The sequence below is a fragment of the Limnohabitans simekii (SeqCode) genome (genome assembly GCF_965234735.1).
GTDB lineage: Bacteria > Pseudomonadota > Gammaproteobacteria > Burkholderiales > Burkholderiaceae_C > Limnohabitans > Limnohabitans simekii.
Window position 1 is genome coordinate 327,985 of the sequence record NZ_OZ248540.1, and the last position, 25,092, is coordinate 353,076.

The 25,092-nt window shown below is 48.8% G+C and carries 24 protein-coding genes, 1 tRNA gene and 1 pseudogene; 8 read left to right on the forward strand and 18 right to left on the reverse strand.

All coding sequences use genetic code 11. The features are described from left to right. Position 1 precedes the first annotated feature (1 nt). The 4 genes from AC8GFP_RS01655 to AC8GFP_RS01670 are packed head-to-tail and all read right to left on the reverse strand — an operon-like array spanning position 2 to position 2,517. Positions 2 to 328, reverse strand: a complete 327-nt coding sequence (locus AC8GFP_RS01655) for a c-type cytochrome (protein WP_506609619.1) — start codon at positions 326 to 328, stop codon at positions 2 to 4. Between the two features lie 35 nt (positions 329 to 363). Then, the gene (locus AC8GFP_RS01660) at positions 364 to 1,038 is read right to left on the reverse strand and encodes an ATP-binding cassette domain-containing protein (protein WP_506609620.1); all 675 of its coding nucleotides are present in this window, start codon (positions 1,036 to 1,038) and stop codon (positions 364 to 366) included. Between the two features lie 9 nt (positions 1,039 to 1,047). After that, positions 1,048 to 1,722 (reverse strand): molybdate ABC transporter permease subunit, encoded by a 675-nt coding sequence (gene modB / locus AC8GFP_RS01665; RefSeq protein ID WP_506609623.1) that lies wholly within the window; start codon positions 1,720 to 1,722, stop codon positions 1,048 to 1,050. A 33-nt stretch (positions 1,723 to 1,755) separates the two neighbouring features. Next, positions 1,756 to 2,517 (reverse strand): TOBE domain-containing protein, encoded by a 762-nt coding sequence (locus AC8GFP_RS01670; RefSeq protein WP_506609624.1) that lies wholly within the window; start codon positions 2,515 to 2,517, stop codon positions 1,756 to 1,758. 100 nt (positions 2,518 to 2,617) lie between these two features. Between AC8GFP_RS01670 and AC8GFP_RS01675 the strand changes: the two genes are divergently transcribed. After that, positions 2,618 to 4,105 carry a porin gene (locus AC8GFP_RS01675; RefSeq protein WP_506609625.1) on the forward strand — a complete coding sequence of 496 codons (1,488 nt, stop codon included), beginning with the start codon at positions 2,618 to 2,620 and terminating at the stop codon, positions 4,103 to 4,105. Between the two features lie 9 nt (positions 4,106 to 4,114). After that, positions 4,115 to 4,864, forward strand: coding sequence for a molybdate ABC transporter substrate-binding protein (gene modA / locus AC8GFP_RS01680; protein ID WP_506609626.1), 750 nt, complete (start codon positions 4,115 to 4,117; stop codon positions 4,862 to 4,864). Between the two features lie 28 nt (positions 4,865 to 4,892). Here modA and AC8GFP_RS01685 read toward each other — a convergent pair whose 3' ends face one another. From AC8GFP_RS01685 to AC8GFP_RS01710, 6 genes are read right to left on the reverse strand one after another with little or no spacing between them, the layout of a single operon-like run. Next, on the reverse strand, positions 4,893 to 5,141 hold the full coding sequence (locus tag AC8GFP_RS01685) for a formate dehydrogenase subunit delta (RefSeq protein WP_506609627.1): 249 nt from the start codon (positions 5,139 to 5,141) through the stop codon (positions 4,893 to 4,895). After that, positions 5,131 to 5,922 carry a formate dehydrogenase accessory sulfurtransferase FdhD gene (gene fdhD, locus AC8GFP_RS01690; RefSeq protein WP_506609629.1) on the reverse strand — a complete coding sequence of 264 codons (792 nt, stop codon included), beginning with the start codon at positions 5,920 to 5,922 and terminating at the stop codon, positions 5,131 to 5,133. The genes AC8GFP_RS01685 and fdhD overlap by 11 nt, the downstream gene beginning before the upstream one ends. Further along, entirely contained in the window at positions 5,919 to 8,807 is a 2,889-nt protein-coding gene (gene fdhF / locus AC8GFP_RS01695) for a formate dehydrogenase subunit alpha (protein WP_506609630.1), read from the reverse strand. The genes fdhD and fdhF overlap by 4 nt, the downstream gene beginning before the upstream one ends. Positions 8,808 to 8,816: 9 nt before the next feature. Further along, a complete protein-coding gene (locus AC8GFP_RS01700) occupies positions 8,817 to 10,370 on the reverse strand; it encodes a formate dehydrogenase beta subunit (protein WP_506609632.1) in 1,554 nt (517 codons plus the stop codon). Continuing rightward, entirely contained in the window at positions 10,367 to 10,849 is a 483-nt protein-coding gene (locus AC8GFP_RS01705) for a formate dehydrogenase subunit gamma (RefSeq protein WP_506609634.1), read from the reverse strand. The genes AC8GFP_RS01700 and AC8GFP_RS01705 overlap by 4 nt, the downstream gene beginning before the upstream one ends. 7 nt (positions 10,850 to 10,856) lie before the next feature. Continuing rightward, positions 10,857 to 12,524 (reverse strand): OFA family MFS transporter, encoded by a 1,668-nt coding sequence (locus AC8GFP_RS01710; protein WP_506609636.1) that lies wholly within the window; start codon positions 12,522 to 12,524, stop codon positions 10,857 to 10,859. A gap of 168 nt (positions 12,525 to 12,692) precedes the next feature. Here AC8GFP_RS01710 and AC8GFP_RS01715 point away from each other — a divergent pair, with 168 nt between their 5' ends. Further along, positions 12,693 to 13,781, forward strand: a complete 1,089-nt coding sequence (locus tag AC8GFP_RS01715) for a substrate-binding domain-containing protein (RefSeq protein WP_506609638.1) — start codon at positions 12,693 to 12,695, stop codon at positions 13,779 to 13,781. A gap of 56 nt (positions 13,782 to 13,837) precedes the next feature. Here AC8GFP_RS01715 and AC8GFP_RS01720 read toward each other — a convergent pair whose 3' ends face one another. The 3 genes from AC8GFP_RS01720 to AC8GFP_RS01730 all read right to left on the reverse strand — a co-directional run bounded on the left by AC8GFP_RS01720 (position 13,838) and on the right by AC8GFP_RS01730 (position 15,653). Then, positions 13,838 to 14,797 carry a cyclase family protein gene (locus AC8GFP_RS01720; protein WP_506609640.1) on the reverse strand — a complete coding sequence of 320 codons (960 nt, stop codon included), beginning with the start codon at positions 14,795 to 14,797 and terminating at the stop codon, positions 13,838 to 13,840. Next, the gene (locus AC8GFP_RS01725) at positions 14,794 to 15,414 is read right to left on the reverse strand and encodes a DUF1007 family protein (RefSeq protein ID WP_506609642.1); all 621 of its coding nucleotides are present in this window, start codon (positions 15,412 to 15,414) and stop codon (positions 14,794 to 14,796) included. Before AC8GFP_RS01725 ends, AC8GFP_RS01720 begins: the two co-directional genes overlap by 4 nt. A 164-nt stretch (positions 15,415 to 15,578) precedes the next feature. Next, positions 15,579 to 15,653, reverse strand: a tRNA-Arg gene (locus AC8GFP_RS01730). Between the two features lie 18 nt (positions 15,654 to 15,671). Here AC8GFP_RS01730 and AC8GFP_RS01735 point away from each other — a divergent pair. Then, positions 15,672 to 15,857, forward strand: coding sequence for a hypothetical protein (locus AC8GFP_RS01735; protein ID WP_506609644.1), 186 nt, complete (start codon positions 15,672 to 15,674; stop codon positions 15,855 to 15,857). A 54-nt stretch (positions 15,858 to 15,911) separates the two neighbouring features. On the opposite strand, the pseudogene AC8GFP_RS01740 reads toward AC8GFP_RS01735, so the two are convergent. Next, a pseudogene (locus tag AC8GFP_RS01740) lies at positions 15,912 to 16,115 on the reverse strand (hypothetical protein); the annotation flags it as partial. A gap of 33 nt (positions 16,116 to 16,148) precedes the next feature. On the opposite strand from AC8GFP_RS01740, the gene AC8GFP_RS01745 reads away from it, so the two are divergent. Continuing rightward, positions 16,149 to 17,765: an MORN repeat-containing protein gene (locus AC8GFP_RS01745; protein WP_506609646.1), complete on the forward strand. Its 1,617-nt coding sequence runs from the start codon at positions 16,149 to 16,151 to the stop codon at positions 17,763 to 17,765. Between the two features lie 655 nt (positions 17,766 to 18,420). Here AC8GFP_RS01745 and AC8GFP_RS01750 read toward each other — a convergent pair. The 3 genes from AC8GFP_RS01750 to AC8GFP_RS01760 form a co-directional block, all read right to left on the reverse strand. Beyond that, positions 18,421 to 18,834 (reverse strand): hypothetical protein, encoded by a 414-nt coding sequence (locus tag AC8GFP_RS01750; RefSeq protein WP_506609648.1) that lies wholly within the window; start codon positions 18,832 to 18,834, stop codon positions 18,421 to 18,423. A gap of 12 nt (positions 18,835 to 18,846) precedes the next feature. After that, positions 18,847 to 19,050: a TonB family protein gene (locus AC8GFP_RS01755; protein ID WP_506609650.1), complete on the reverse strand. Its 204-nt coding sequence runs from the start codon at positions 19,048 to 19,050 to the stop codon at positions 18,847 to 18,849. A 138-nt stretch (positions 19,051 to 19,188) separates the two neighbouring features. Next, positions 19,189 to 19,902: a hypothetical protein gene (locus tag AC8GFP_RS01760; protein WP_506609652.1), complete on the reverse strand. Its 714-nt coding sequence runs from the start codon at positions 19,900 to 19,902 to the stop codon at positions 19,189 to 19,191. A gap of 128 nt (positions 19,903 to 20,030) precedes the next feature. Here AC8GFP_RS01760 and AC8GFP_RS01765 point away from each other — a divergent pair, with 128 nt between their 5' ends. The 3 genes from AC8GFP_RS01765 (at position 20,031) to AC8GFP_RS01775 (ending at position 24,092) form a co-directional block, all read left to right on the forward strand. Continuing rightward, positions 20,031 to 20,609, forward strand: coding sequence for a hypothetical protein (locus tag AC8GFP_RS01765; RefSeq protein WP_506609654.1), 579 nt, complete (start codon positions 20,031 to 20,033; stop codon positions 20,607 to 20,609). Positions 20,610 to 20,686: 77 nt separating this feature from the next. After that, a complete protein-coding gene (locus tag AC8GFP_RS01770) occupies positions 20,687 to 20,875 on the forward strand; it encodes a hypothetical protein (protein WP_506609655.1) in 189 nt (62 codons plus the stop codon). Between the two features lie 568 nt (positions 20,876 to 21,443). Further along, on the forward strand, positions 21,444 to 24,092 hold the full coding sequence (locus AC8GFP_RS01775; protein ID WP_506609657.1) for a DNA polymerase: 2,649 nt from the start codon (positions 21,444 to 21,446) through the stop codon (positions 24,090 to 24,092). Here AC8GFP_RS01775 and AC8GFP_RS01780 read toward each other — a convergent pair. Then, positions 24,073 to 25,029: a tyrosine-type recombinase/integrase gene (locus AC8GFP_RS01780; RefSeq protein ID WP_506609659.1), complete on the reverse strand. Its 957-nt coding sequence runs from the start codon at positions 25,027 to 25,029 to the stop codon at positions 24,073 to 24,075. The two genes, AC8GFP_RS01775 and AC8GFP_RS01780, sit on opposite strands and share 20 nt — an antisense overlap. Positions 25,030 to 25,092: the final 63 nt, after the last annotated feature.

A 25,092-nucleotide genomic window follows, 5' to 3' on the forward strand; every position in this document is an offset into this window, starting at 1 on the left:
CTTAGCGTTTTTGAGCAGCGAAATAATCGGCCATGCTCTCGATTTGTTGATCGGTCAAGCCTTTGGTCAGTTGGTGCATCACGGTGGCGGGTCGGCTGCCGTCCTTGAAGGCTTTCATCTGCGCCACCATGTAGTCGCGTGGCAAACCTGCAATGGAGGGGACGCTGGAGCCAGGCACTGCGCGGCCTTCACTGCCATGGCAGTTGGCACAGGTGGCGGCATCGGCGCGTTGATGCAGCGCACCGGCAGCGTCTAGTGCCATCACAGGCCAACTGCTCAGCAACAGCAACGCACTTGCAAATCTCAGTGTGAATTTGGGGTGGGGCATGGCAGGTCTTTCAATGGTTGAAAAAAAAGGAGCGCTCAAACAGCGTGCGTCACCACATGGCCTTTTGCGATTTCAATGATCTCATCGCCAAAGCTTTCAACATCGTCTGGGTTGTGGCTGATGAGGATCATGGGGATGTTCAATTGCGCTTGCACTTGCGACAACTCTTGGCGCAGGTTTTGACGCAAACTTTCATCCAGCGCAGAAAAAGGTTCGTCTAGCAAAATGGCTTTGGGTCGCATCACCAAGGCGCGGGCCAAGGCCACACGTTGACTTTGGCCGCCAGAGAGTTGATGCGGATACTGATGGGCCAAGGTGCGCAACTCGAACTTGTCCAGCCAGTGGTCCACATCAGGGTGGCTGAACTGCAGTGCTGGGTTGAACCAGCGTTTATGGAGAGAGAAGGCGATGTTTTGCATGACGGTCAGGTGTGGAAACAAAGCATACTCTTGAAACACATAGGCCAGTGCACGTTCTTGGGGGGTGGTGCAAATCCCCAGAGACTCGTCAAAAAGAGTGACATTGTTAAAACGAATGTGTCCATGTTCTGGTGTGGTCAGGCCGGACAACATTTTCAGGATCTGTGTTTTGCCCGCACCGGAGGGACCAAACAAGACCAAGCGAGCGGCATTGCTTTGAAAGCTGACATCCAATTCAAACTGATGCTGCTTGCTTGCATAGGTTTTTTGAAGTGACACATCCCACAACATAGCGACCCCTTAGCGTGACTCGATCACACGGCCGGGCATGAGTTTGCCCGACACCAACAACACACTGATGCAGACCACCGAGGTGAGCAGCACCAAGAAATTGGCCACATCATCCCGACCCGCTTGCACCGCTTCGTACACCGCAATCGACAAGGTTTGGGTTTGACCCGGAATGCTGCCCGCCACCATCAAGGTGGCACCAAACTCACCTGAGGAGCGAGCGAATGACAACAAGACACCCGACAAAATACCGCGCCACGCCAGTGGCAAGGTGACGCGAAAGAAGATGGCGAATTCGCTGATGCCCAAGACCCTGGCGGATTGTTCGTATTGGGACTCCAAGGATTCAAACGCCGCACGTGCGGCTTTGAAGACCAAGGGGAAGGACACGATGGCGGCGGCAATCACCGCAGCTTGCCAGGTGAAGATCAGGTTGATGTTGAAGTTGTTTTGTAAAAACGCACCGATGGGGCCGTTGCGGCCAATCAAAACCAACAGGTAGTAGCCCAGCACGGTGGGCGGCATCACCATCGGCAGCGTGAGCACCGCGTCCAACACGTCTTTGCCCCAGAAGTTTTTGCGGGCAAACACATAGGCCACGCCAATGCCTAAAAACAAATTGATGAGGGTGGCGAAGCCCGCCACCTTCAAGGTCAACCGCAATGCAATCCAAGCTTCATCCATTCGTGCATCAGGGCGCGAACCCTGTCCTTGTTGTCAGTTGGCCAGCGCCAACACCACCGCTGTTTCATCCAACTCTGCAATCGCTTCATCACTGATGTTGAAGTCGCTCAAGTGCTCGGCAAAGCCGACGATGGTGATGCTGGGTTCCACCAGCAAATTGATTTCACCACTGGTGCTGCCACGTGATTTGCGCACCACCACGCCATGCACCACGTTTTTGTGCTTTTCACTGGAGGCTTGTTTGATGCTGACCGCGGTGGCCTTGCACAACACCAACACGGCTTGACCCACATGCAACTCAAACAACTCGGCACTGGCACTGGTGATCTTGGAATAAAAAACCGTGCCGCCTTTGGAACTGAGCTCCACCCGCACAAAACTGCCTTTTTTGCTGATGCCAGACACCGTGCAAGGGAACTGGTTGCGCATGGTGGTGCGCAGACCCAACATGCCGCTGCCTGCATGGTCAGTACCCGATTTGCCACCGGACTTCTTGGTGAGCTGCGACTTCACCATTTCCAAATCGGTGGAAGCCTTCAGCAACTCTTTACCTGCCTTGGTGAGTTGGGCACCGCCGCCGCCTGCACCGCCCACCACTTTTTCAACCAAGGGGGTGCCAGCCAAATTGCTCAGGATGTCGATGGCTTGCCAGGCGGCTTTGTAGCTGACACCCGCCCGACGTGCTGCCTCTGAGATGGAGCCAGCGTCTTGCAGACGACGCAGGATGTCGATGCGTTTGTCCGTCTTGCTGTGGCCGAGGGCTTTCCCTAGGTCTTTTGTGTTTTTGCCAACCATCAACAAAATTCCAAAAAAGGATGGTAAATTCGCTATTCCAAAAAAGAAGAGCGATTCGATTCGCTATTCTATTTCAGAATTCTCAAGGCAAAAGCAAAGTATGTTGCATTCATTCAAAGCCTACCATCGCATCCAAATCAACCCCCTGGTCGCGGCCTTGTTGTTGGCCGCCTCTGGCGCATTGTTCGCAGCTGATGGCGCGGTCAAGCCCAGCGGTTTTGGCCTGGTTTCTGCCGATGGGCAAAGCTCGGTCAATCTCTATGGGCAATTTCACTTTGATGCGCGAAGCATCAGCAATGGATTGGCAGCTTCAAATGACAAAGACACTGCATCTGGTGCCGATAACTTTGAAGTTCGTCGGGGCCGACTCGGCATCACCGGCACGCTCCTCAAAGACATCGACTATGAATTGATCACCAACACCTTGGGGAGCAACGCCAACTTGATTCACCGTGCCTATATCAACTATGGCTACAACCAGCAAGTGCAAGTGCGTGTGGGTCGATTCAAGCAGCCGTTTTCCTTGGAAGAAATGTCCAGCGCGAATGGTTTGGATTTCATGGAGCGCTCTTATGGCAACCAGTTGGTGCCCAGCCACCGCTTGGGCGGCATGATCCATGGAGAACCCGTCAAAGGCTTCACCTATGGCGTGTCTGTTTACCAAGACGGTTTCAATGAAATATCAAACATCGACAACATCGGTGCATTGGGCGCAGCCCGCGCCACCGTGAACTTGGCTGAACTGCGCGGTATCAGCGACACCATCCTTCACTTCGGTATTGGCTTGGACAAAGGCAGTTTCCAAACCACACCCACGGTCAGCACGGATACCGGTGCGGCCATCAGCGGATTGACCCGTGGCACGGTGTTGGCATTCCGCTCGGAAAACAGAGGTATGGCCAATGTGTACCGGGCACAAATCAGTGGTGACACCATCAGTCCCGCCTTCGGTGGGTTGGCCAACAATGTGGCCAACATCAGCAAACAACTCAAAGGTTTGGAACTGGCCTTGGCCACAGGCCCTTGGAAATTTCAAACTGAATATGTGGATGCCGCCTACAGTGCCAGGGCCTTGAACTACAACACAGACTCAGCCTTGGGTGCGCTTGGATTGAAAGGCACAGCCACGTTGGATGTGACTGCAAAAACAAATTACCATGAATTTTTGTACAACATCACCGGAGAAAACTGGTCCTCAGCCTACAAGTCTGGGGCATTTGGCAGTGTGAAGCCAAAGTCGAATTTTGGTGGCGGCGGTACCGGTGGTTGGCAAGCAGGCTGGCGTGTTTCCAGCTACAAAGTGGGTGAGCCCGCAGGGACGGCACTGGCAGGCTCGGGTGTCACCAAAACCAACACCACCACGTTTGGCACGATCAACACCAACACATCGCGTGGTGAAAATTCAGCCAAAGCAACCACCAACACCTTGGGTTTGAATTGGATCTTGAACCCGAACGCACGTGTGATGTTCAACTATGCTGAAACCAAGTTTGGCACCAAGGTCACTTATCTCTCTACAACCGCGACGGATGTGGGATTCACTAACAAAGAAAAGCTCTTCTCGGTTCGCACTCAACTCAGTTTTTAAGTCCACCCCATGAAACATTTGAACCGTATCACTGTCGCTTTGTCTCTGTTGCTCAGCGTCTCTTCGTGGGCCGCCGAGCTCACCGTCTCTGCAGCCGCCAGCCTGACCCAAGCCTTCCAAGACATGGGCAGACAGTTTGAAGCCCAACACCCTGGCACCAAAGTCAAGTTCAACTTTGGTGCTTCAGGGGCTTTGTTGCAGCAAATGGTGAATGGTGCGCCTGTGGATGTGTTTGCCAGTGCAGATACCGACACCATGCACAAAGCGGTGGCCAGAAAAGCGGTGAATGCGGCTGACGTGAAGGTGTTCACCAGCAACCAATTGGTACTGGTCACACCTGCCAACAGTCTTGCCGTGATGACGCGGCTTGTCGACTTGAAAAAGCCTGACATCAAGCGTTTTGCCATGGGCTTGCCAGCCAGTGTGCCTGCTGGCCTCTACGCTCAAGGCGCATTGGAAAACGCGGGGCTGTGGAAGGATGTGAAAGACAAAGTCATCAGCACCCAAAACGTTCGGCAAGCCCTGGACTATGTGGCTCGCAATGAAGTGGACGCTGGGTTTGTATATGCCAGTGACGCGCAGTTGATGGCGGGCAAAGTGAAAGTGGCCTTTCAAGTGGCGACCACCTCACCGATTCACTACCCGATGGCCAAAGTTGCATCCTCAACCAAGTCAGAAGATGCGCTCAAGTTCATGGCGTTTGTGATGTCCAACGCAGGCCAGTCGATTTTGAAAAAACACGGCTTCACAGCGCCCTGAAAGCGCAGTGAATCATGATTGGTTCTGATCAAGCCGCACCCGCGGCAATTTTTGGCCGCAAGGCTGCGCCATGTTGTTCCAAGGCTTGCCGCACCAAGGGCAACAATGTCGGCAAATTTTGCTGGTCAATGCCATCCAAAATCAAGTTGCGCATACGTGGTTCCCAAAATTTATGGATGTGGGTGGCGATGCCGCTCTTGGCCTCTTCTTGGTCGGGGAAGGCCGAGAAAAATTCGCCAATTTGATTGGCCATGTGAACCAGGTTGTCAATGTCCATGATGTGCTTCTGTCGTCAATGAGGGTTGGGTTGAAATCAAACGGTGGCCGTGGCTGTAGGCGTTGAACTGCTCACCGCGCACCATGGCAGCCAGCACCAGGTTGTGGTCTTGCGCCAGTTCCACTGCCAACGATGTGGGTGCGGATACTGCCGTCAACACACCGGCACCGGCTTTCACGGTTTTTTGCACCATCTCGAAACTGGCGCGACTGGTGATGCAGACAAAACCTTGCTGCATGTTTTGTTCGGCCTTCACCAAAGCACCAATGAGTTTGTCCAAGGCGTTGTGACGGCCCACGTCTTCGCGCACCAACAAAATATCGCCTTGTAAGTTGGCCCAGGCAGCTGCATGGGTGGCACCAGTGCGCAGTTTTTCGGGTTGCTTGGAGCGCAACATGCTGTGTGCTTTGAACATGGCGTCTTGTTGAACGTGGACCTCAGGCGCTTGGGTCAAGGCCAAGCGCACTTGGCCCAAACTGTCGGCCCCACACAAACCACAGCCTGTGCGACCGGCCATGCTGCGGCGACGTTCTTTCAGGGCTTGTTCGGCTTGTGTGGCCACTTCAAGCCGCACTTCAATGCCTTGGGCCAACACCTCGGTGTCCACGCCGTAAAGCTGTGAGGGGTTTTGCAACAAACCTTCGGTCAGGGCAAAGCCCAATGCAAAGTCTTCGAGGTTGGCGGGGCTGGCCATCATCACCGCATGGGTGATGCCATTGAACACCAGTGCCACAGGCACTTCTTCGGCCAAGGCCAAAGCCGCGCTGTGGCTGGTGTTCATTTGCCCATCACTTCAAAGGCTTCGGTTTTGTGCTGCGCCTTGGCCAGCAAACCGAGTTGGTCTTTGTTGAAGCGTTGGTAGTTTTGCTGCCACTCGGATGGTTGACTGACCGCCACCACTTGCACCGCTGTCACTTTGTACTCGGGACAGTTGGTGGCCCAGTCGGAGGCATCGGTGGTGATCACGTTGGCACCCGACTCGGGGAAGTGGAACGTGGTGTAGACCACACCGGTTTGCATACGCTCGCTGATTTCAGCACGCAACACGGTGCGACCTGAACGACTTTCGATGCCGACCCAATCATCTTGCTTGATGCCGCGTTCTTCAGCATCGTGCGGATGGATTTCCAAGCGGTCTTCGCTGTGCCACTGGTTGTTGTCGGTGCGGCGGGTTTGTGCGCCCACGTTGTACTGGGACAAGATCCGGCCGGTGGTGAGCAAGAGCGGAAATTTGCGCGTGATTTTTTCTTGGCTGGCCACGTACTGCGTGGGGAAGAACTTGCCTTTGCCGCGCATGAATCCAGCGGTGTGCATGATGTCCATGCCTGCGTCTGGAGTGTTGTCATTGCAAGGCCATTGCAAGCTGGTGTGCTGATCGATCTTGGCATAGCTGACACCGCTGAAGCTGGGTGTGAGCGCGGCAATCTCTTTCATGATCTCTTCGGGATGCGCATAGTGCATCTCGTAGCCCAAGGCTTTGGCCAGCTTGACCGTGACTTCCCAATCGGCCAAACCGGCCATGGGGGGCATGGCTTGGCGCACACGCGAGATGCGGCGCTCGGCGTTGGTGAAGGTGCCGTCTTTTTCCAAGAAGGAAGAGCCCGGTAAAAACACATGGGCGTACTTGGCTGTTTCGTTCAGGAAGATGTCTTGCACCACGATGCATTCCATCGCTGACAAGGCAGCCGCCACGTGTTGGGTGTCGGGGTCGGATTGCACGATGTCTTCGCCTTGGCAGTACAAGCCCAAGAACGAGCCGTCCATGGCGGCGTCAAACATATTGGGGATGCGCAAACCTGGTTCGGGGCTCAGGGCCACGCCCCAAGCGCCTTCAAACAAAGTGCGTGTGGTCGTGTCCGAGATGTGACGGTAGCCTGGCAACTCGTGCGGAAAGCTGCCCATGTCGCAAGCGCCTTGCACATTGTTTTGACCGCGCAAGGGGTTCACGCCCACGCCCTCACGACCCACCATGCCACAAGCCATGGCCAGGTTGGCAATGCCAATCACCATGGTCGAGCCTTGTGAATGTTCGGTGACGCCCAAGCCGTAGTAGATGGCTGAGTTCGGTCCGGCGGCGTACATGCGTGCAGCGGCACGCACTTCAGAGGCGGGCACACCGGTGACGCTTTCAAAGGCTTCGGGCGAGTTCTCTGGCTTGGAGACGAATTCGCACCATTCATTGAAGCTCTTGTTATCGCAACGCTGCGCCACATAGTCTTCGGCCACCAAGCCTTCGGTGACCACCACATGGGCCAACGCTGTGATGAGCGCCACATTGGTGCCGGGCTTCAAAGCCAAGTGGTGTTGGGCTTTCACATGCGGGCTGCTGACCAAGTCAATCTTGCGCGGGTCGGCGACGATCAATTTCGCGCCTTGACGCAAACGACGTTTCATGCGCGAGGCAAACACCGGGTGGGCGTCTGAGGGGTTGGCACCAATCACCAACAACACGTCGGCCTGTTCCACGGATTTGAAGGTTTGTGTGCCCGCCGAGGTGCCAAAGGTTTGGCCCAAGCCATAGCCGGTGGGTGAATGGCAAACACGGGCACAGGTGTCCACGTTGTTGGTGCCAAAAGCGGCCCGCACGAGTTTTTGCACCAGGTAGGTTTCTTCGTTGGTGCAACGCGATGAAGTGATGCCACCCACCGAGTCTTTGCCGTGCTTGGCTTGAATGCGTTTGAACTCAGAGGCTGCGTAATTGATGGCTTCGTCCCAGCTGACTTCTTGCCAAGGGTCGGTGATCTTGGCGCGGATCATGGGTTTGGTGATGCGGTCTTGGTGCGTGGCATAGCCCCATGCAAAACGACCTTTCACACAAGAGTGGCCTTCGTTGGCTTTGCCGTCTTTCCAAGGCACCATGCGCACCACGGTGTTGCCCTTCATCTCGGCTTTGAAGCCGCAACCGACGCCGCAATAAGCGCAGGTGGTGATCAGGCTGTGTTCGGGTTGGCCCAACTCGATGATGGATTTTTCTTGCAAGGTGGCTGTTGGGCAGGCCTCAACACAAGCGCCGCATGACACGCATTCGCTGTCCATGAACGGCTGGTCTTGACCGGGGGACACTCGGCTCTCAAAACCACGGCCAGAAATGGTGAGGGCAAAGGTGCCCTGGGTTTCTTCGCAAGCGCGCACGCAGCGGTTGCACACAATGCATTTGCTGGCGTCGTAGGTGAAGTAGGGGTTGGACTCGTCTTTCTTCGCATCGCAATGGTGTGCACCAGCGGCCTCGCCCACGCCATAGCGCACATTACGCAAACCGGTGACACCGGCCATGTCTTGCAATTCGCAGTTGCCATTGGCGCTGCAGGTCAAACAATCCAAGGGATGGTCGGAAATATAGAGTTCCATCACACCTTTGCGCAGGTCTTGCAACTTGGGTGTTTGGGTGCGCACCACCATGCCAGCTTCGGCGGGTGTGGTGCAAGAAGCGGGGAAACCTTTGCGACCATCAACTTCCACCAAACACAAGCGGCAAGAACCAAAAGGCTCGAGGCTGTCGGTGGCGCAAAGTTTGGGCACTTGAATCCCAGCTTCAACAGCAGCACGCATGAGAGAGGTGCCCTTGGGCACGCTGACGTCATAGCCGTCGATGCTTAAGTGCACAGTTTCTGTCGAAGTGCGGGCAGGTGTGCCGTGGTCGCGTTCTTGTTTCAGGTACATCAACATGGTGTTTCCTTAAGGAACAGAAACAGCTTTGGCTTCCAAGCCAAAGTCTGCGGGGTAATGGTTGAGTGCGGACAACACAGGGTAGGGTGTCATGCCGCCCATGGCGCACAAGCTGCCATGCAACATGGTGTCGCACAGGTCGCGCAGCAAATGCACTTGTTGTTCTTTGTTGGCAGCGGTGCCAATGCGGTCGATGGTTTCCATGCCGCGTGTGGAGCCAATGCGGCAAGGCGTGCATTTGCCACAGCTTTCAAGCGCACAAAATTCCATGGCGTAGCGGGCCAAGCTGGCCATGTTGGCTGTGTCGTCATGCACCACGATGCCACCATGTCCGACCACCGCACCGATGGCGGCGTAGGCTTCATAGTCCAGTGGCACATCCCACTGCGACTCGGGCACATAGGCACCCAAGGGGCCACCCACTTGCACCGCTTTGATCGGGCGGCCACTGCGGCTGCCACCACCGAAATCAAACAACAATTCGCGCAAGCTCAAACCGAATGCGCGTTCCACCAAACCGCCCTGCAACACATTGCCGGTGATTTGGAACGGCAAGGTGCCGGTGGAGCGGCCCATGCCAAAGTCTTTGTAAAACCCAGCGCCCTTGGCCATGATGATGGGCACGCTGGCCAAGGTGATGACGTTGTTGATGACGGTGGGTTGGCCAAACAAGCCTTCTAAGGCAGGCAAGGGCGGTTTGGCGCGAACGATGCCGCGCTTGCCTTCGATGCTTTCAAGCATGGCGGTTTCTTCGCCGCATACATAAGCCCCTGCGGCCTTGCGCACCTCAATGCGAAACGCCTTGCCACTGCCCAGCACGTTGTCGCCCAAAAAGCCCGCCGACTCGGCCAAGGCGATGGCGGTGTTCATGGTGGCGATGGCGTGCGGGTATTCGGAGCGGATGTAGATGTAACCCAAGGTGGCACCCACCGCCAAACCGGCGATGGCCATGCCTTCAATGAGCATGTAGGGGTCACCCTCCATGGTCATGCGGTCCGAGAAGGTGCCCGAGTCGCCTTCATCCGCGTTGCAAACCACATACTTTTGCGCAGAGGTAGTACCCAAGACGGTGCGCCATTTGATGCCTGCTGGAAACGCTGCGCCACCGCGACCACGCAAACCCGAATCGAGCACTTGCTGCACCACGGCAGTGGCCTCCATGGCCACGGCGTTTTTCAAACCGACCCAACCGCCGTGCGCGGCATAGTCGTCCAAAGACAGTGGGCGGGTGATGCCCATGCGGGCGAACGTCAGGCGTTGTTGCTTGGCCAAGTAAGGGATTTGATCGGTGAGACCCAAGCCCAAAGCATGTGTCCCGCCGTTCAAGAAACCGGCTTCAAACAAAGAGGCCACATCGTCTGTGCTGACCGGGCCATAGGCAACGCGGCCTTGTGGTGTCAACACTTCGACCAAGGGTTCGAGCCAAAACAGACCGCGTGAACTGTTGCGCTGAATGTCGATGGCGACGCCATGCTTTTCAGCATGGTGGTGCAAGGCATCCACCACGTCATCGGCACCGGCGGCCAAAGCGGCGGAATCGCAAGGAACGTAGAGCGTGATCATGCGGCGCTCCCGAGTTTGGCCACAACGGCGCTGAATTTGGCTTCGGTCATGCGGACATGCATCTTGTCGTCAATTTGCATGGCAGGTGAAGAGGCACACAGACCCAAGCAATACACCGGCTCTAAAGAAAACTTGCCATCGACGCTGGTTTCATGGGCGCCACAACCCAACAAGCTTTGTGCTTGCGCCCACAGCGCTTCACTGCCACAAGCGCGGCAGGCTTCGGCACGGCACACCTGAACCACGTGGTGGCCCGGGGGTGTGCTGCGAAAGAAGTGGTAGTAGGTGATGACGCCATGCACCTCGGCGCGAGACAGGTTCATGCCTTCTGCGATCAAGGGCACGGCGTTGGCTGGAATAAAGCCCAAGGCGTCCTGAACGGCATGCAACAAGGGGAGCAACCCCCCCGGTTGCTCTTGGAATTGGGGCAAGAGCTGGCTGACCAGCAAGAGTTCAGGCGCGACAAGAGGCTTGTTCATAAGTCAATCAGTTGAAAAATTTAGAGACACTTTGCAAGGTGCGGTAGATGCCCCAAGCCAAAGGAATGCTCACGGCGGTCCAAGCCAACCAAACGATCACAGGGCTCACATGTGAAGGTGCGCCGGTGCCGTGTACTTCGGAAGCGCTGGCTTTTTCGTGGGCAAGTTTTTTCTCATGGGCCAATTCCTCGGGCGTCATGAAATGCTTGGGATGGACAGGACGGATCATCAGGTTGGCGATCAAGCCCACCACCAACATACCCACCAAGATGAACATGGTTTGGTTGTAAACCTGTTCACGCGGCAGGCCCAATCCGAGTTGGTAGTCGCGCATGTAGTTCACCACCACGGGACCCAAAATACCGGCGGTGGCCCAAGCGGTGAGCAAGCGACCGTGGATGGCGCCCACCATTTGCGTGCCAAACAAGTCGGCCAAGTAGGCAGGCACGGTGGCAAAACCACCGCCATACATGCTCAAGATGATGCAAAACGCAGCCACAAACAACAACTTGTTCCCGGCCATGGCGCTGGCAGGCACCGAGGCGTACAAAGCGGCGCCAAGGACAAAAAACACCACGTAAGTGAGTTTGCGACCAAGCTTGTCGGACAAACTGGCCCAGATAATGCGACCGCCGATGTTGAACAAACTCAGCAGCGCCGTGAAGCCAGCGGCCACGCCTGCAATCATCGTCAACTGTGTTTTATCCAACTCGATGAACTTGGCCTCGATGCCAATCAGGGCACCCCCAAACACCTCTTGCAACATCGGGCTGGCCATGCCAATCACGCCAATGCCTGCAGACACGTTCATGCACAACACCACCCACACCATCCAAAATTGTGGGATGCCCCACACTTTGCTGACATGCACATGTTGTTGCGTGATCATGGCGTTATTGGCTTGCTGTGGCGGTGGTGTCCAGCCCGCTGGTTTCCAACCTGTGGGAGGAACACGGTAGCCCAATGCGCCACCCATCATGAAAACAAAATAAACCAAGGCCATGCAGACAAAGGTCTGCCACACGCCCACCTCAAGGTCGGTCGCGAATATCTTCATCAGTTCAGCGGCCAGTGGTGAGCCGATCATGGCACCACCACCAAAGCCCATGATGGCCATGCCGGTGGCCATGCCACGACGGTCTGGGAACCACTTGATGAGTGTGCTGACAGGGGAGATGTAGCCCAAGCCCAAACCAATGCCACCAATGACACCGGAGCCCAACAACATCATCCAAAACTGGTGGTAGTAAATGCCAGCTGCAGAAATCAGCATGCCGCCGCACCAGCAAATGGCACTGACCACACCTGCTTTGCGCGGGCCTGCACGTTCGAGCCAGCCACCCCACAAGGCTGCTGAGCTACCCAGCAGCACAAAAAACATGGTGTACATCCAACCCAGCGTGGAGACTTTCCAGTCGCAAGTGGAGATGAACAATTCTTGGAAGAAGCCAATGTCGGGACCGCATTGAATGGCATCTTTGATGCCCAGCGCTTTGGACAGCGGGAGCCAAAACACAGAGAAGCCGTAGGCCATGCCGATGCAAAGGTGAATAGCGAGAGCGGCGGGTGGAACCAGCCAGCGGTTGAATCCCTCGCCTGCAATGATGCGTTCCTTTGACAAAAAGCCGGGTGTGCCGTTTGCCGCGCTCTCGGAAGCGTCAACTGATGTGCTCATGTTGTCTCCAATTTTTTGGTTGTTGTGCCAGCGTTCGACTTTAACGTATGCTTTCCCAGCACAACCGAGTCTAGGGAAAGCACTGAGACGCCGCAATATGTCTGTTGTGCTCAGTTAAGATCGGACTCTTCAACACAACTAATATGCTCTTGAGAGCCTATATCCTGGATGCACAAAGTCTCGATCAAGCCGCAGTGGACCATCAGTGACGCCCATGGTCACAACCTGGCCCCTCGCTTGCTGGAATTGCTGGCCGAAGTGCAAAGCCATGGCAGTTTGTCGGGCTCGTGCAAAAAAACCGGTGCCTCTTACCGGCATGCTTGGAGCCTGATTCGTCAAGGCGAGCAGCAGTTGGGCATGTCTTTGTTGAACATGGAGCGTGGGAAAGGTTCCACCCTGACGCCCTTGGCCGAGAAGTTGGTGTGGGCTGGGCACCGAATTTCTGCGCGGCTCACGCCCATGTTGGAAACCTTGGCCTCGGAACTTGAAGGGGAAATTGGCCGGGTTTTGTCCACCAGCAACGAGGTGTTGCGGGTTCATGCCAGCCATGGCTTTGCCGTTGAAAAAATGATTGAAAAGCTGGCGCTGTCGGGCACCCATGTTGAGCGCAAGTATGTCGGCAGTGTGGAGGCGGTGGCCTCTTTGCATGCGGGAGCTTGTGAAATTGCTGGTTTTCACATCCCGCAGGGAGAGTATGAAGAATTGGCGTTCAAGCATTACGCCAAATGGCTCAAACCCAAGGAAAGCCGCATCATCCATGTGGCCACGCGCCGCCAAGGTTTCATGGTGGCCAGCGGCAATCCCCACAAAATTTACGAGGTGAAAGACCTGACCCGCAAAGGCTTGCGCTTCGTCAATCGCCAGCCCAGCAGTGGCACGCGGTTTTTGCTGGAGTGTTTTCTGAAAAAAGCCCAAGTCGATCCGTCCCTCATTGCAGGCTATGAGCAGGCTGAATTCACGCATGCAGCTGTGGCCGCCTATGTGGCCAGTGGCATGGCCGATGTCGGCTTTGGCGTGGAAACCCCTGCGCGGCGCTTCAAGCTGGAGTTTTTGCCCTTGGCCACCGAGCGCTATTTTTTGCTGTGCAACCAGTCCGACTTGGACAAGCCGCATTTGCAAGCGGTCTTGAAAATTTTGAACAGCGATGAATTTCAGTTTGCCGTGAATCAGTTGCCCGGCTACACCGCCGCGCATTGCGGCCAGGTGGCCACCATCCCTGAGGCCTTTCCAGACACGGGGCTGAGCAAGAAATTCTGAGCGTACAAAAAAAAGGACACCCGAAGGTGTCCTTTTGCTTCAGCTGTAAGGGCTGATCAGTAAATGAATGTCGGGTTGACAATCGCTTGCACTGTGCCGGTGGTGCGGTGAGGCGCCACGGTGATCATGCCTTCATAAACTTTGTCCTTGATAGCTTGTTCGGCCACCACGTTCTCCAAAATGAAGACGCCAAATTCGGCCAGCAAAATCTGGTGAACGTGGAACACTTGGCCCGCATTTTCAAATGGGATCACTTCCAAGCCCCAAGTGTCTGAACCGACCATGGCCACACCCAAATTGGCCAGGTAACGTGCGCCTTGCACGCCCAAGCCAGGGTGTGCTGCACCATTGCGCTTGTCATCCACGCCCAGCAGTTTGTGCCAGCCGGTGTAGAAGATCACGATGTCGCCCTTGTTGATTTTCATGTTGCCTTGTTTTTTAAGCGCGGCTTCAATTTCGGGTTGGTTGAAGGCCACGCCTTCAGGGATGATGTCCTTGCCCATCAACGCCGTCATGTCCAACAACACAGCGCGTGTGGCCACGGCAGGCACGGTTTCAATGCCGAATTTTTTCAGGCCTGAAATGCCAGTGATTTCGCTGCCAGGTGTGCAGTTGTAATAGGTGTTGTCAATACCAATGTGGCCCAAGCCATCCAACTGCGTACCGATACCCACCCAGGTTTGCAAAATGTCGTCGTGGTAGTTGGTTTTGGTGTTGCCCAAGCTTTGACCTTCATAGTCTTGTCCGGGACGCACGATGGTCACAGAGTAGGTGCGAGGAGCGAAGGCGGGGGTTTTGGTGTTGGTTTCAATACCCATGCGCATGGACTTGCCTTGCTTGACCAGCTTGGAGGCAGCCATCACGTTGTCCTTGGTGATGTTGTTCAAAGCGCCAATTTGGTCGCTTGCACCCCATTTGGATTTGTGGCATTTCTCATAGGCAAATGCGCTGCCCATCGACAAAGTACCGAGTACTGCACTGGCGAAAAAAACCGCAGCTATTTTCTTAAATTTCATGAATTGTCTCCGTTGATGGGCCCGTTGGTTGGCGAAACCTGTGCAGCAGGACGGGCCTCAGACCCTGATGCACATTGAACATGAATACGTTGAAACTCTTGCTCACCTTGGGTGTCGGTGAGCCTTTTTTCGCGGGTGAAATCTGAGGAACAGGCATCGCTGCTGAGCACTTGACCCAAGCGCGGCTGAAAGCCGATGTACCAAGTGGGGTCTTGCATCTGCAATTTGACCTGGTCCAATTGTTTGTCAGCCGCCAGCTGAACAGCAAACTCTAGAAAAATGCCGCCTTGGAAACCGCGTCCCGCGTCCCGCGCTACAAAATTGTTGACTTGGAAATTCAACGGTTTGCCAGTCTGCGCATCTTCAATGGTGAGGAAATACTGGTAGGGCTGCATCAGGCTTTGGTTCGCCTCGGCAAAAGCCTGGAGTTCATCCGGGTCGAGCTGGCTGTTTTTGTTCAGGTCGATGTTCTCGCGGACTAGCAGGGTGTTTTGCGCGTCCATTTGCCAACTGACATGAAAGCCCGTGAGTTGGCGAGCTTGGTTCAGCATGGGGTCAAGCTGGTAGGCCAAGCGCAGATGCGGGTGCGCATGGGCCAAACCCACACCGATTGTCAAAAGAGCGATCAGCGAAGCTTTGAGAAAAACAAAAGACACCTGCCACCCACCATTCATGAATCAGAATAAGAAGCCAATATCGCAAGAATCAATTCAAAATTACATAGGGGTATTCGATAGGAATTTTCTATTATTGAGAATGTATTCTCAAAAACCCCCTTGGTTGGTGCCCCCGACAGGAATCGAACCTGTATCACTCCCTTAGGAGGGGAGAGTTCTATCCATTGAACTACGGTGGCTGGCAAAGAATTGTAGGCTTGGGGTTTGAGCAGATTGTCACGAACAAAGACAGGGGGCTTCTCATGGGCATTTGGATTGAACTGGGCGTATTTGGGCTGGTGTTTGTGTTCGCGCTGCACCAATGGAACGACTTGAAAAAAGAGAAGCTGAAGCGGGAGCAACAAAAAGCGGCAGCGGATGCCGAAACCCCAAAGGAAAGCTAAGCGGATATCGCTGGCGCAACACCGTGCTTATTGAATCCGATTGGATAGGGTCAGTTATTTGCTCAGCATCCGCATCGCGTCTTCCAGTCCCTTGAGGGTGAGCGGAAACATGCGGTTGCTGACCAGCTGTTGGATGATGCTGATGCTTTGCCGGTATTGCCACACACCCAGCGGCTCGGGGTTGATCCAAGCAAACTTGGGGTAGGCGTGGGTTAAGCGTTGCAGCCATTCGGCACCGGCTTCTTCATTGTTGTATTCCTACATCTTGTTTTTTGAATAGAATCAACTTTTATGAAAAATAACCTACTTTACATTTATTTTGTTCTGATGGTCGGGGGTGCTTTTGCGCAAAGCTCTTTACCTGCTTGTCAGGGTGGTGATAAAGCTATGTGGACTAATTGTTTTGGTTCTACCACTTTTGCAAACGGTAGAAAATATGTGGGTGAGTTTAAGGACAGCCAAATTCACGGGCAAGGTACTCTTACACTTCCAGACGGTAAAAAGTATGTGGGTGAATTCAAGAATGACAAAGCTAACGGGCAAGGAACTATTACATATCCAGATGGTGCCAAGTCTGTGGGTGAATTCAAGGACGACTTACGTAACGGGCAAGGTACTTATACATCTCCAGATGGTGGCAAGTATGTGGGTGAATGGAAGGACGACCATTTTCACGGTCAGGCTACTCTGACATATCCAGACGGTAGAAAGTATGTGGGTGAATTCAAGGACGGCTTACGTAACGGGCAAGGTAATATTACATTTCCAGATGGTGCCAAGTACGTGGGAGAGTTCAAGGACGACCAATTTCACGGGCAAGGTACTCTGACATATCCAGACGGTAAAAAGCATTTGGGTGAATTCAAGGACAACCAATTTCACGGGCAAGGTTCTCTGACATATCCAGACGGTAAAAAACATTTGGGTGAATTCAAGAATGTATATGGCTATGTCACTTTTTATGACAAAGATGGTTCAATCATCAACAAAGGTCAATGGGTTGATGGCAACTTTGTTCCTTCTTTAGAAGTACAACAAGTAGTTGCACAAAGTTCTCAGCAATCAAATACTCCAAAAACAGAAATTGTGAACAATGCAATTAAACAGGATCTTGAACCCCTAGTGTATATAAAAGAATTAAGAAAATGTATAGACATTGGTTCATCTCAATTCAATAAAAGAGAAGCAGAAGATTTTGTTATTGAATACAAGAAATATCTGATAACTGAAGCAGGAAATACCGAAGAAGAGATTAATATAAATGTTAAAGAAGCATACAAGAAAATTATTACTATTAATACTTTAATGAGTCTTGGACTAAAGCCATCTTCACCTGAGTTAGTGCTTCTTTGTGTTTCCATTGAAAAGGATTTCAAAAATTCAATGGCGTCATTTTATGCTTCAAGAGGCGGCAAGAAGAAAGTACAAAACAATATTGCACTCTCAGATATTGTTAAAATACACAAAACAAATATATTAAAATTTAACGAAATATATAAAGACACAGATTTAGAAATACTTGATGGATCAATTGTTTTTAACAAAATCACATTTACCAATCGCACATATTACGGTAATCCTGCTATATTTGGTTTTAGATACTGGTATGACTCTTTCAATGAGTGTATTTCAGATACAAATCCAGCGGCAGGAAATAATAGAAATGTTTGTAGAAGAGAAAATATAGTTAATATTACTAACATTGCAATGATTCAACAAAAAAGTAAAATAAAAATCATTTGCCAAAATTCTGATATTATACAATCTGAAGAAGATAAAGAATCAAATATGGATATATTAAAAAATTTGATGCCTGAAAGTAAAATATTTCTGAAGAAATCAAAAATTAAAAAGGTATTAGAATCTGATATTTTATTATTAGAGAACTGTTTTTTTGCTGCTAAATAGTGACTTGAAAAGAGAGCGACTGAAGCGTGAAAAGCAGCAGGCTGAATCAGACAATCAGTTGCTCATAAGCTTAACAGTTGGATCTCATCTTCCAAGCCTTTTAGTGTGAGCGGGAGCATGCGGTCGCTGACCAGCTGCTGGATGATGCTGATGCTTTGTCGGTATTGAATTTTACTTAAGTAATTTATAAATTATTTTGACGTTTAAATTTTCTAAGCATTGAATTATTTATATCTGTCTTATAACAAAGTGGATCGTAACCCCCAGCTTTTGAATAAGCGCTTCTACCCCCACATGATGATCCGTTTCTTGCAACGCTGTAAGGGCATGCACAAACAGATGGATATGAAGCGATTGATTGATTGATCATCTGTTGCTTAATTTGGTCATCAGTCAACGACTCTCTAGAATTTGAATTAACTGAACATGCAAATAAAGCCGAAAGTAAAGCGATTTTAAGTGTATTCATATTTTAACCATCCAAATCATCTGAAGAAGTGCAACTTAGTGAAGCTTACTACGAACTAGCTTTTGACTTTGATTGATTTTTTAACCTTCTAATCATCAAACCAATTGTAGAATAAATCGTATTACATACATATATATGTATGCAACTCTTGTTAGATTGCATCAGAACAGCCCACAGTGTGCTTGCTCATAATAGTTGTTTCCATCCAAAAACCAATATCCCAATGACTCCGCCTATCACGGCTATTGCCGCTACAAAAGTACAAATACCAAGAAAATAGATAACTAATTGGGCTATAAGTTGTCGACCAAAGTCAAACGATAAATTCATGCTTTTGAATATGACATAGGTAGCTTTGTATGTCTGTTCTCCCGCCTCAATTTTTCTTTTTGTCTCAATGTAGAAAGAATAAATAAGACCAATTATAAAAATTGAAAAAACTATATAGCCTAAAGCAACTGCTTTGGGATACAAATAGCCCAATATCAAAGGCAGAGCTAAAAAAACAAACAAAACGCCCCACCCCACCAAATTTTTCCAAAGAGAAGATTGGAAAAACTGTTTGATTGGCACTATCAGTTTGGACAGCAATGGGTTCATTTCACTTCTTTTTCAAGCAGTATAAAGTGTTTCCAGTCCAGATGATATAACTATTTCAGCAGAAGTTACAACTCCTACCTCTGAGATTTGGATTTTCACTGTATTACTACCCTCCATACCTGCTGTTAGTGCACTTTGTGGGTATTTTAGTGGAGGGCAATTCTTTATAGTAGCTTCATGGCTTTGAGAAAATGAATAGAATCGAAATTTATTCAAGAATGTCTAAGACAGAATTCGAAGAATTGATTCGGGTGATAGAAAAATGTAGTCGAGAAAAAATACTTCACTATGTTTGAGATGAATAAAGAATATAGAAATTGAATATAATATAAAGTATAAATTTAACCTGCTTCACTATAAATTTGGAAAACTACCGCGTGAAGAAAGTTCAATCATGTCAGTTGCCTTTTTATAATATCGACTTGCAGTAGCTGCTAATATATTCTTTTTGTCTGTAATGGCTGCAGGAGTGTCACTTGAGCGAATTAAATTTTTGATGTTCAACTTCATATCCTGACTAATTTGCCAAAATGGTTTATTAGGGTTATTTTGCTTTTCATCCCAAACAATAAGTGCAATTTCAAGAAATTTCACGTCTACTTTCTTTGATGGTATAAATTTAGCTTTTGAGTAATTAGATGCTCTGGTTCCCTTCTTGTTTTTATGGTGTTTTGATACGATTTTTCTAAAATCTTTTACAAGTTGGTTTATTGGTAGATCAAGCGGTACGTTTAAATTAATAGACTGCGGCATTGACAACTCAGATAATTCAGATTTAGTGTTTATTAATACAATAGATCGTTTCAGCGGTTCTGCAAATAATGTCACCCCTCTGTTGTCCTTAATCCACCAGTTTTTAAAATCCGTTGATGTGACATCTCCAAAGAGTTTAAATAATTCTTCGCAGTAACCAGAACCGTTATTTTCACAAGTTAATTTGTATTTCTCATTACGTCGCAGGTATTCAAACCACCAATAATAGACCGACTTTTTCCAATGTGATGAGGATTTTGGATTCGTCTGTGTTCCAAAAGTGGGGTGAGCAAATGGGAAATGTCTGCTTTTCATAATTTAACGTTAACACATCAAAAGGAACATGTGAAGAGTCAATGTTTTTCAAAGAGTTATTTTGTCATACTTACATTGTGATTTAAAAATAAATCACATTTTTTTTTCAAACTTTTTAAGGAAATATAATGTCAAATTCAGTAAAAATATCTCTATCTTTAATTACTTCACTTGATGGGTTAAATAAACTAAAAAATATTATTAACACCAGAACTAAGGAAATTGATTTTGAATCAATTATTGCTCTTCCACAAGAGATTAAAATTTTTAGTACAAAAAATCAAATTAAATGGAAGCACGATAACTGGGGTTCTATTCATGGCTATCTGGTTTCTTTTGAATCTAAAATTCATAATGATCAAAGAGTTACTCTCATTGTATTTGAATTCTCCAGTGGATTACCATTGCCAATCATTGAAAAATTAATCCACATAGCTTCATCAAGTCAAGCTTTAATTAAAATTGAAGAAATTGACAGACAAGTTACTTTGATTAGGTATGTTGGTTCAATTGGATTCAATAGATGTTTTTATAAAATAAAGAATCCTGATTATGGCAATGAAACTAATGATTTAACTACAAATTTTTATAACTGTGATATCAGTGATGATTTTATTAATGATATTGTAATAGATAATGATTTAGAGAGACTGTGTGAGTTAGTCCAATTTAATCCTGGTGAATTTTATTTAACTGAAACAAGTTAAATTGTTAAATATTTAATTTTAAGACCCCTTCTGGGGTCTTTTTTTTTTATCTAAATACCTTCTTTCAGGAGGTATCAATGCAACAAGAAGATGACTTTAATTTTTGGTTAGATGAATGCCGCAACTACGGACTGAGGGTAACTAGAGACAGACTGATCAAGTCGCTCTATGAATTTGATGACTTTGCCTATCAGTTCGCAATGTCACCAGACTCCAAGACAATGATTGTTCTGCTTGAGAGGGAGGTGTTCAATGATGACGTTTAAACAATGGTTGAAACACCGAGAACAGAGTCCACAACCCACTCAACAGCCAGTTCCCACCAGTCAAAAAGGTGGAACATCCGACCAGTTGAAGCTGGAAACCTACCACAGTAGAAAGAGACCAGCTGGTTAAGCCACTGAAATCAGGGTGTTTTGATGACCAGACGGTTTCTTAGAAAGAAACCGTCTAGTGGGTCAGGTTCGAATTTCGTCAAACCGCACCTTGTTGAACAGTCTATGATTCGATATACTATTCTATAATATAAAATGTATTCTTTATAATTAAAAGTAATAATCAATAGAACCGTGTAATACAGAATGAAATTCTGGGGGTCACCGAGGTACTCAGAACCGAATAAAGACTGGATTAATCAATTCTGAGGGGTTTTGGTAGGGTAACAATCCAATGAACAGATATAGACTTTCAGGATTGGATCTACAACAACAGTAAAAGTCTTCCCACTCCTCCCATATGAATGATTTACTATACTTAATATCGTTTAAGGTACAGTAAAAGTTATATATGGGAGGAGTGTTGAAACATTTACTGTATTGAGGTGATGGAATCACTATGAGAAAACAATATTGGATTGGACCCCCCGAACACAATAAACCCAGTGATCAAATTGAGGTTTGGTTGGAGTCGGGTGACTTGGCTCCTTATGTCAAACCCTCTAAGAAAAGCAATGTCCCTGACAATTTCTTGATTGTTGGGTTTGATACTGAATACAAGACCCCTGATAGTGCTGTCACTGGTCAACAGATCAAGGACGGTGAGGCGATATCAGAGATTTTGTCTTATCAGTTCTATGCAAAAACAATTGATGGTGTCGTGTGGCAAGGAATTTGTTGTCCTGAAAAGGATCAGCGTTTAACTCTGCAAGAGTTCATGCTGTTTGTACTTGGTTCAGGGGCACGGTTGCATGGTTTGAAGTCAATTTCATCCAAAATATATTTGGTTGGTCATTTCACAAGAGCTGACATTCCAGCTTTTGCAAACTTTGCACAAATTAATAACCAGTTCTTCGCAGTCAGGAACACATTTGTCTCGATTGATCAAGCTTTAAAGGTCGAGATACCTACTGATGATGGTCAGATAAACAAACTGATGATCCATATCCGTGACACGATGCTTTTGACACCTCAATCTTCGAGGAGTTTGAAGAAGATTGGTGAATTAGTTGGGATTGAGAAGGTTGAGTTGTCTCCTGACAGGTCAATTTATAAAAAGCTGATCAGGAACATGGACCGTGTTAGGTCCGATCAGTGGGAATTATTCAAACGATATGCTTTAACTGATGCAGAAATCTGTGTCCATTACATTGAAAAAGTAATGGCAGAGTACAAGAGTGTGACTGGCAAGGTTAAGGTTCCTGTGACGTTAACTGGTATCGGAATTGATTTACTAGAAAAGAAATGGACTGAAAGCGGTGTTGATCGATTGGCAGTTTTAGGAAAAGAAGCTGTTGTTGAAAAGGTCTTTAACAAAAGCAAAGGCTACTATGAAAAAAGGACTGTTGAAGTCAACCTGCCTCATGTCCGTTACAACGAAGCATTTGCAACAGACTGTTATCACGGTGGAAGAAACGAACAGTTTTGGTTTGGTCCAGGATTTCCAGATAAATGGTCTGACTATGACTTGTCCTCTGCATACCCCACTGCTATGTCTTTAATCGGTATGCCTGATTGGAATGGGACGTATCAAACTTTAAACATTGATGAGTTCACTTCTGAAACTTTAGGTTTTGCATCAGTTGAGTTTGAGTTTCCCAAAGACTGTCGATTCCCAACGTTACCAGTCAGAACTGCAAATGGATTAATTTTTCCATTGAAAGGGAAAACCGAATGTGCTGCCCCTGAAATTTACTTGGCAAAAGCGGTTGGAGCGAAGCTAACGATCACACATGGTGTGATCGTTCCAACAGACAAAAGTCAAAGAGTTTTTGAGGGGTTCATTAAGGAATGTATTGAGCGCCGAAATAAAGCTGGGAGTAAAACTCTACAGGGTTTATTTTGGAAGGAAATCAGTAACTCAACCTATGGAAAAACTGCTCAAGGACTAAGAGAAAGACGGGTTTATGACTTAAGGGACCGTCAAACAAAGTTGTTGCCACCAAGTCGAATCACTAACGCATACTTTGCGGCATACATCACTTCATTTGTCCGTGCTGTACTCGGTGAGGTCATGAACTCAATTCCATCTGATAAAACTGTATTCAGTTGCACAACGGACGGGTTCTTGTCGACGATCAACGATGCTGAATCGGTTGAAGCGACAAAAGGACATTTATGTCATTTGTACAGGCAACAACGTGAAATATTGTCTGGATCAAGTCAAGTGCTTGAGATAAAGCATCAGGTTAAAACCCCTCTTGGTTGGAGAACACGTGGACAGGCAACGTTAGATACTGGTGACTTTGGGGATTCACACCCTAATGTTCTATTGGCAAAAGGTGGCATCTGGACACCACCAGAGTTTGAGGAAAAGGAGGACCAAAATGATGAAATCATCAATTACTTCTTTGACCGAACAACTGAATCAGAAATAGACATTAAGGGTTCCACGGGTTTGAGGGAAATGATTGAATATGGTGCGGACTTGGTTGAGAAGGTAGTGACCAAGCGTTTGAAAATGGAATACGACTGGAAACGACGTCCTTTTGGCATTAAACACTCCCTTAAGTACGATCACATTGCATTTAGTACTGAACCATGGTCCACGGCTGAGCAATTTGCAATGATGCGTGAAACGTTTGATGACTTTAATAAGAATTCACCTCGTTGCATTAAAAAAGTTGATGATTTAAAAATACTGTCCAGTTATGTTGAAACGAAGTCAAGTGCGTCTGGAGAAGCTGGCAAATATATTAAGAAAACTGACGGTGATGTGAAGCGTTTAAGACAAATGTTGTGTGCAGCGTTTAAGCAGCGCAAGGCTGGCATCAGATTCTCAAGAGCTACTAATGAAGAGTTTGCTAATTCTTTAAGAAGTGTTGGCATCCCTTGTGTCAAGACCGATGTCGAAAATGGTTCGAAAAAGAAATACTTGTCGCATCAAGTCCTTCCAACGGAACGTGTTGTTAATTTATTGCACAAAGTTAAAGGTGAGTGCATACCGTCATTAGACATTGATGATTTATTGTTTAAGTTCGAAAAGGGTGGTTTGTCCATTCGGTTGATCAATGATGAATCTTGTGAGTTCATTGATCGGTTGCAGTAAGTTGTTTGGTGTTAAAAATATTGATCACATTGACTGCTTTTCTGGAGACTTGTTCTTGCTCGATGTGGGCATATCGCATCGTGGTTTGGATATCTGCATGTCCCAGTATTTCCTTGATCTCATAGAGATTTAGTCCATTCTGGATCAGTCTGGTGGCGTGTGTGTGTCTGAGGGTGTGTGCTGAACATCCCTCAAGTCCTGCTCTCTTGAATGCTCTCTGAATGACATGTGTAAGTGTCCGACGTGCATTTCCCTGTTTACTCGTGAAAATATAGGTGCTGATTCGTTTCTTATAGCGCTCAGTCAGGACATTGACCACCCTGTCCGTCATGTATAGAACTGATTCGTTTTGAACCTTGGTTCTCCATAAGGCGATAGTCTTTTTCTCTAGATCAATGTTCTCCCACTTCAGGTTGCAGATTTCACTGTGTCTGGCACCGGTGTCCAGTAACAGGATGATCAGGTGGTACAGGTCAATCATCTGCTGCTTGACGATATTGTTGCGCTGATTGAAGGGAGGCATACCATCAACGTCACGGTAGGGGTTGACCTCAACAAGGAGTCTTTGCTCTTCACCCTCTGTCAGATACCTCAACCGTCCTTTGGATACTTTGACCCTTGGTATTTCAACCTCAGACGTTTGGTACCCTAGTTTCTTGGCGTACTTGATCGTGGCACCAACAGGGTGGAGTTTGTGTTTGATCGTTGCGTTGGAAAGTCCAATTGAGTGAAGGTGATTTCGGTACTGTTCAATTTCCTCGGTACTGATTTGGTGTATATGTTCCAAATGCGTCCAATACTTAATTGCATAACCGCAATAGGACACCAGTCGAGGATGTGTCTTAATGTCCTTTTTAGAGTTGGTAAAGATTTGGAATGCCTTTGGAATGTCGATCGGTGCTTTAGTCCCTAGTTGATGCTGTTTGATTAACTGCATCCTCCATTGGGATTCCAGATCACGAGCAAGTTTTTTGTCTGTTGTCTTGGATGACTTAATGAA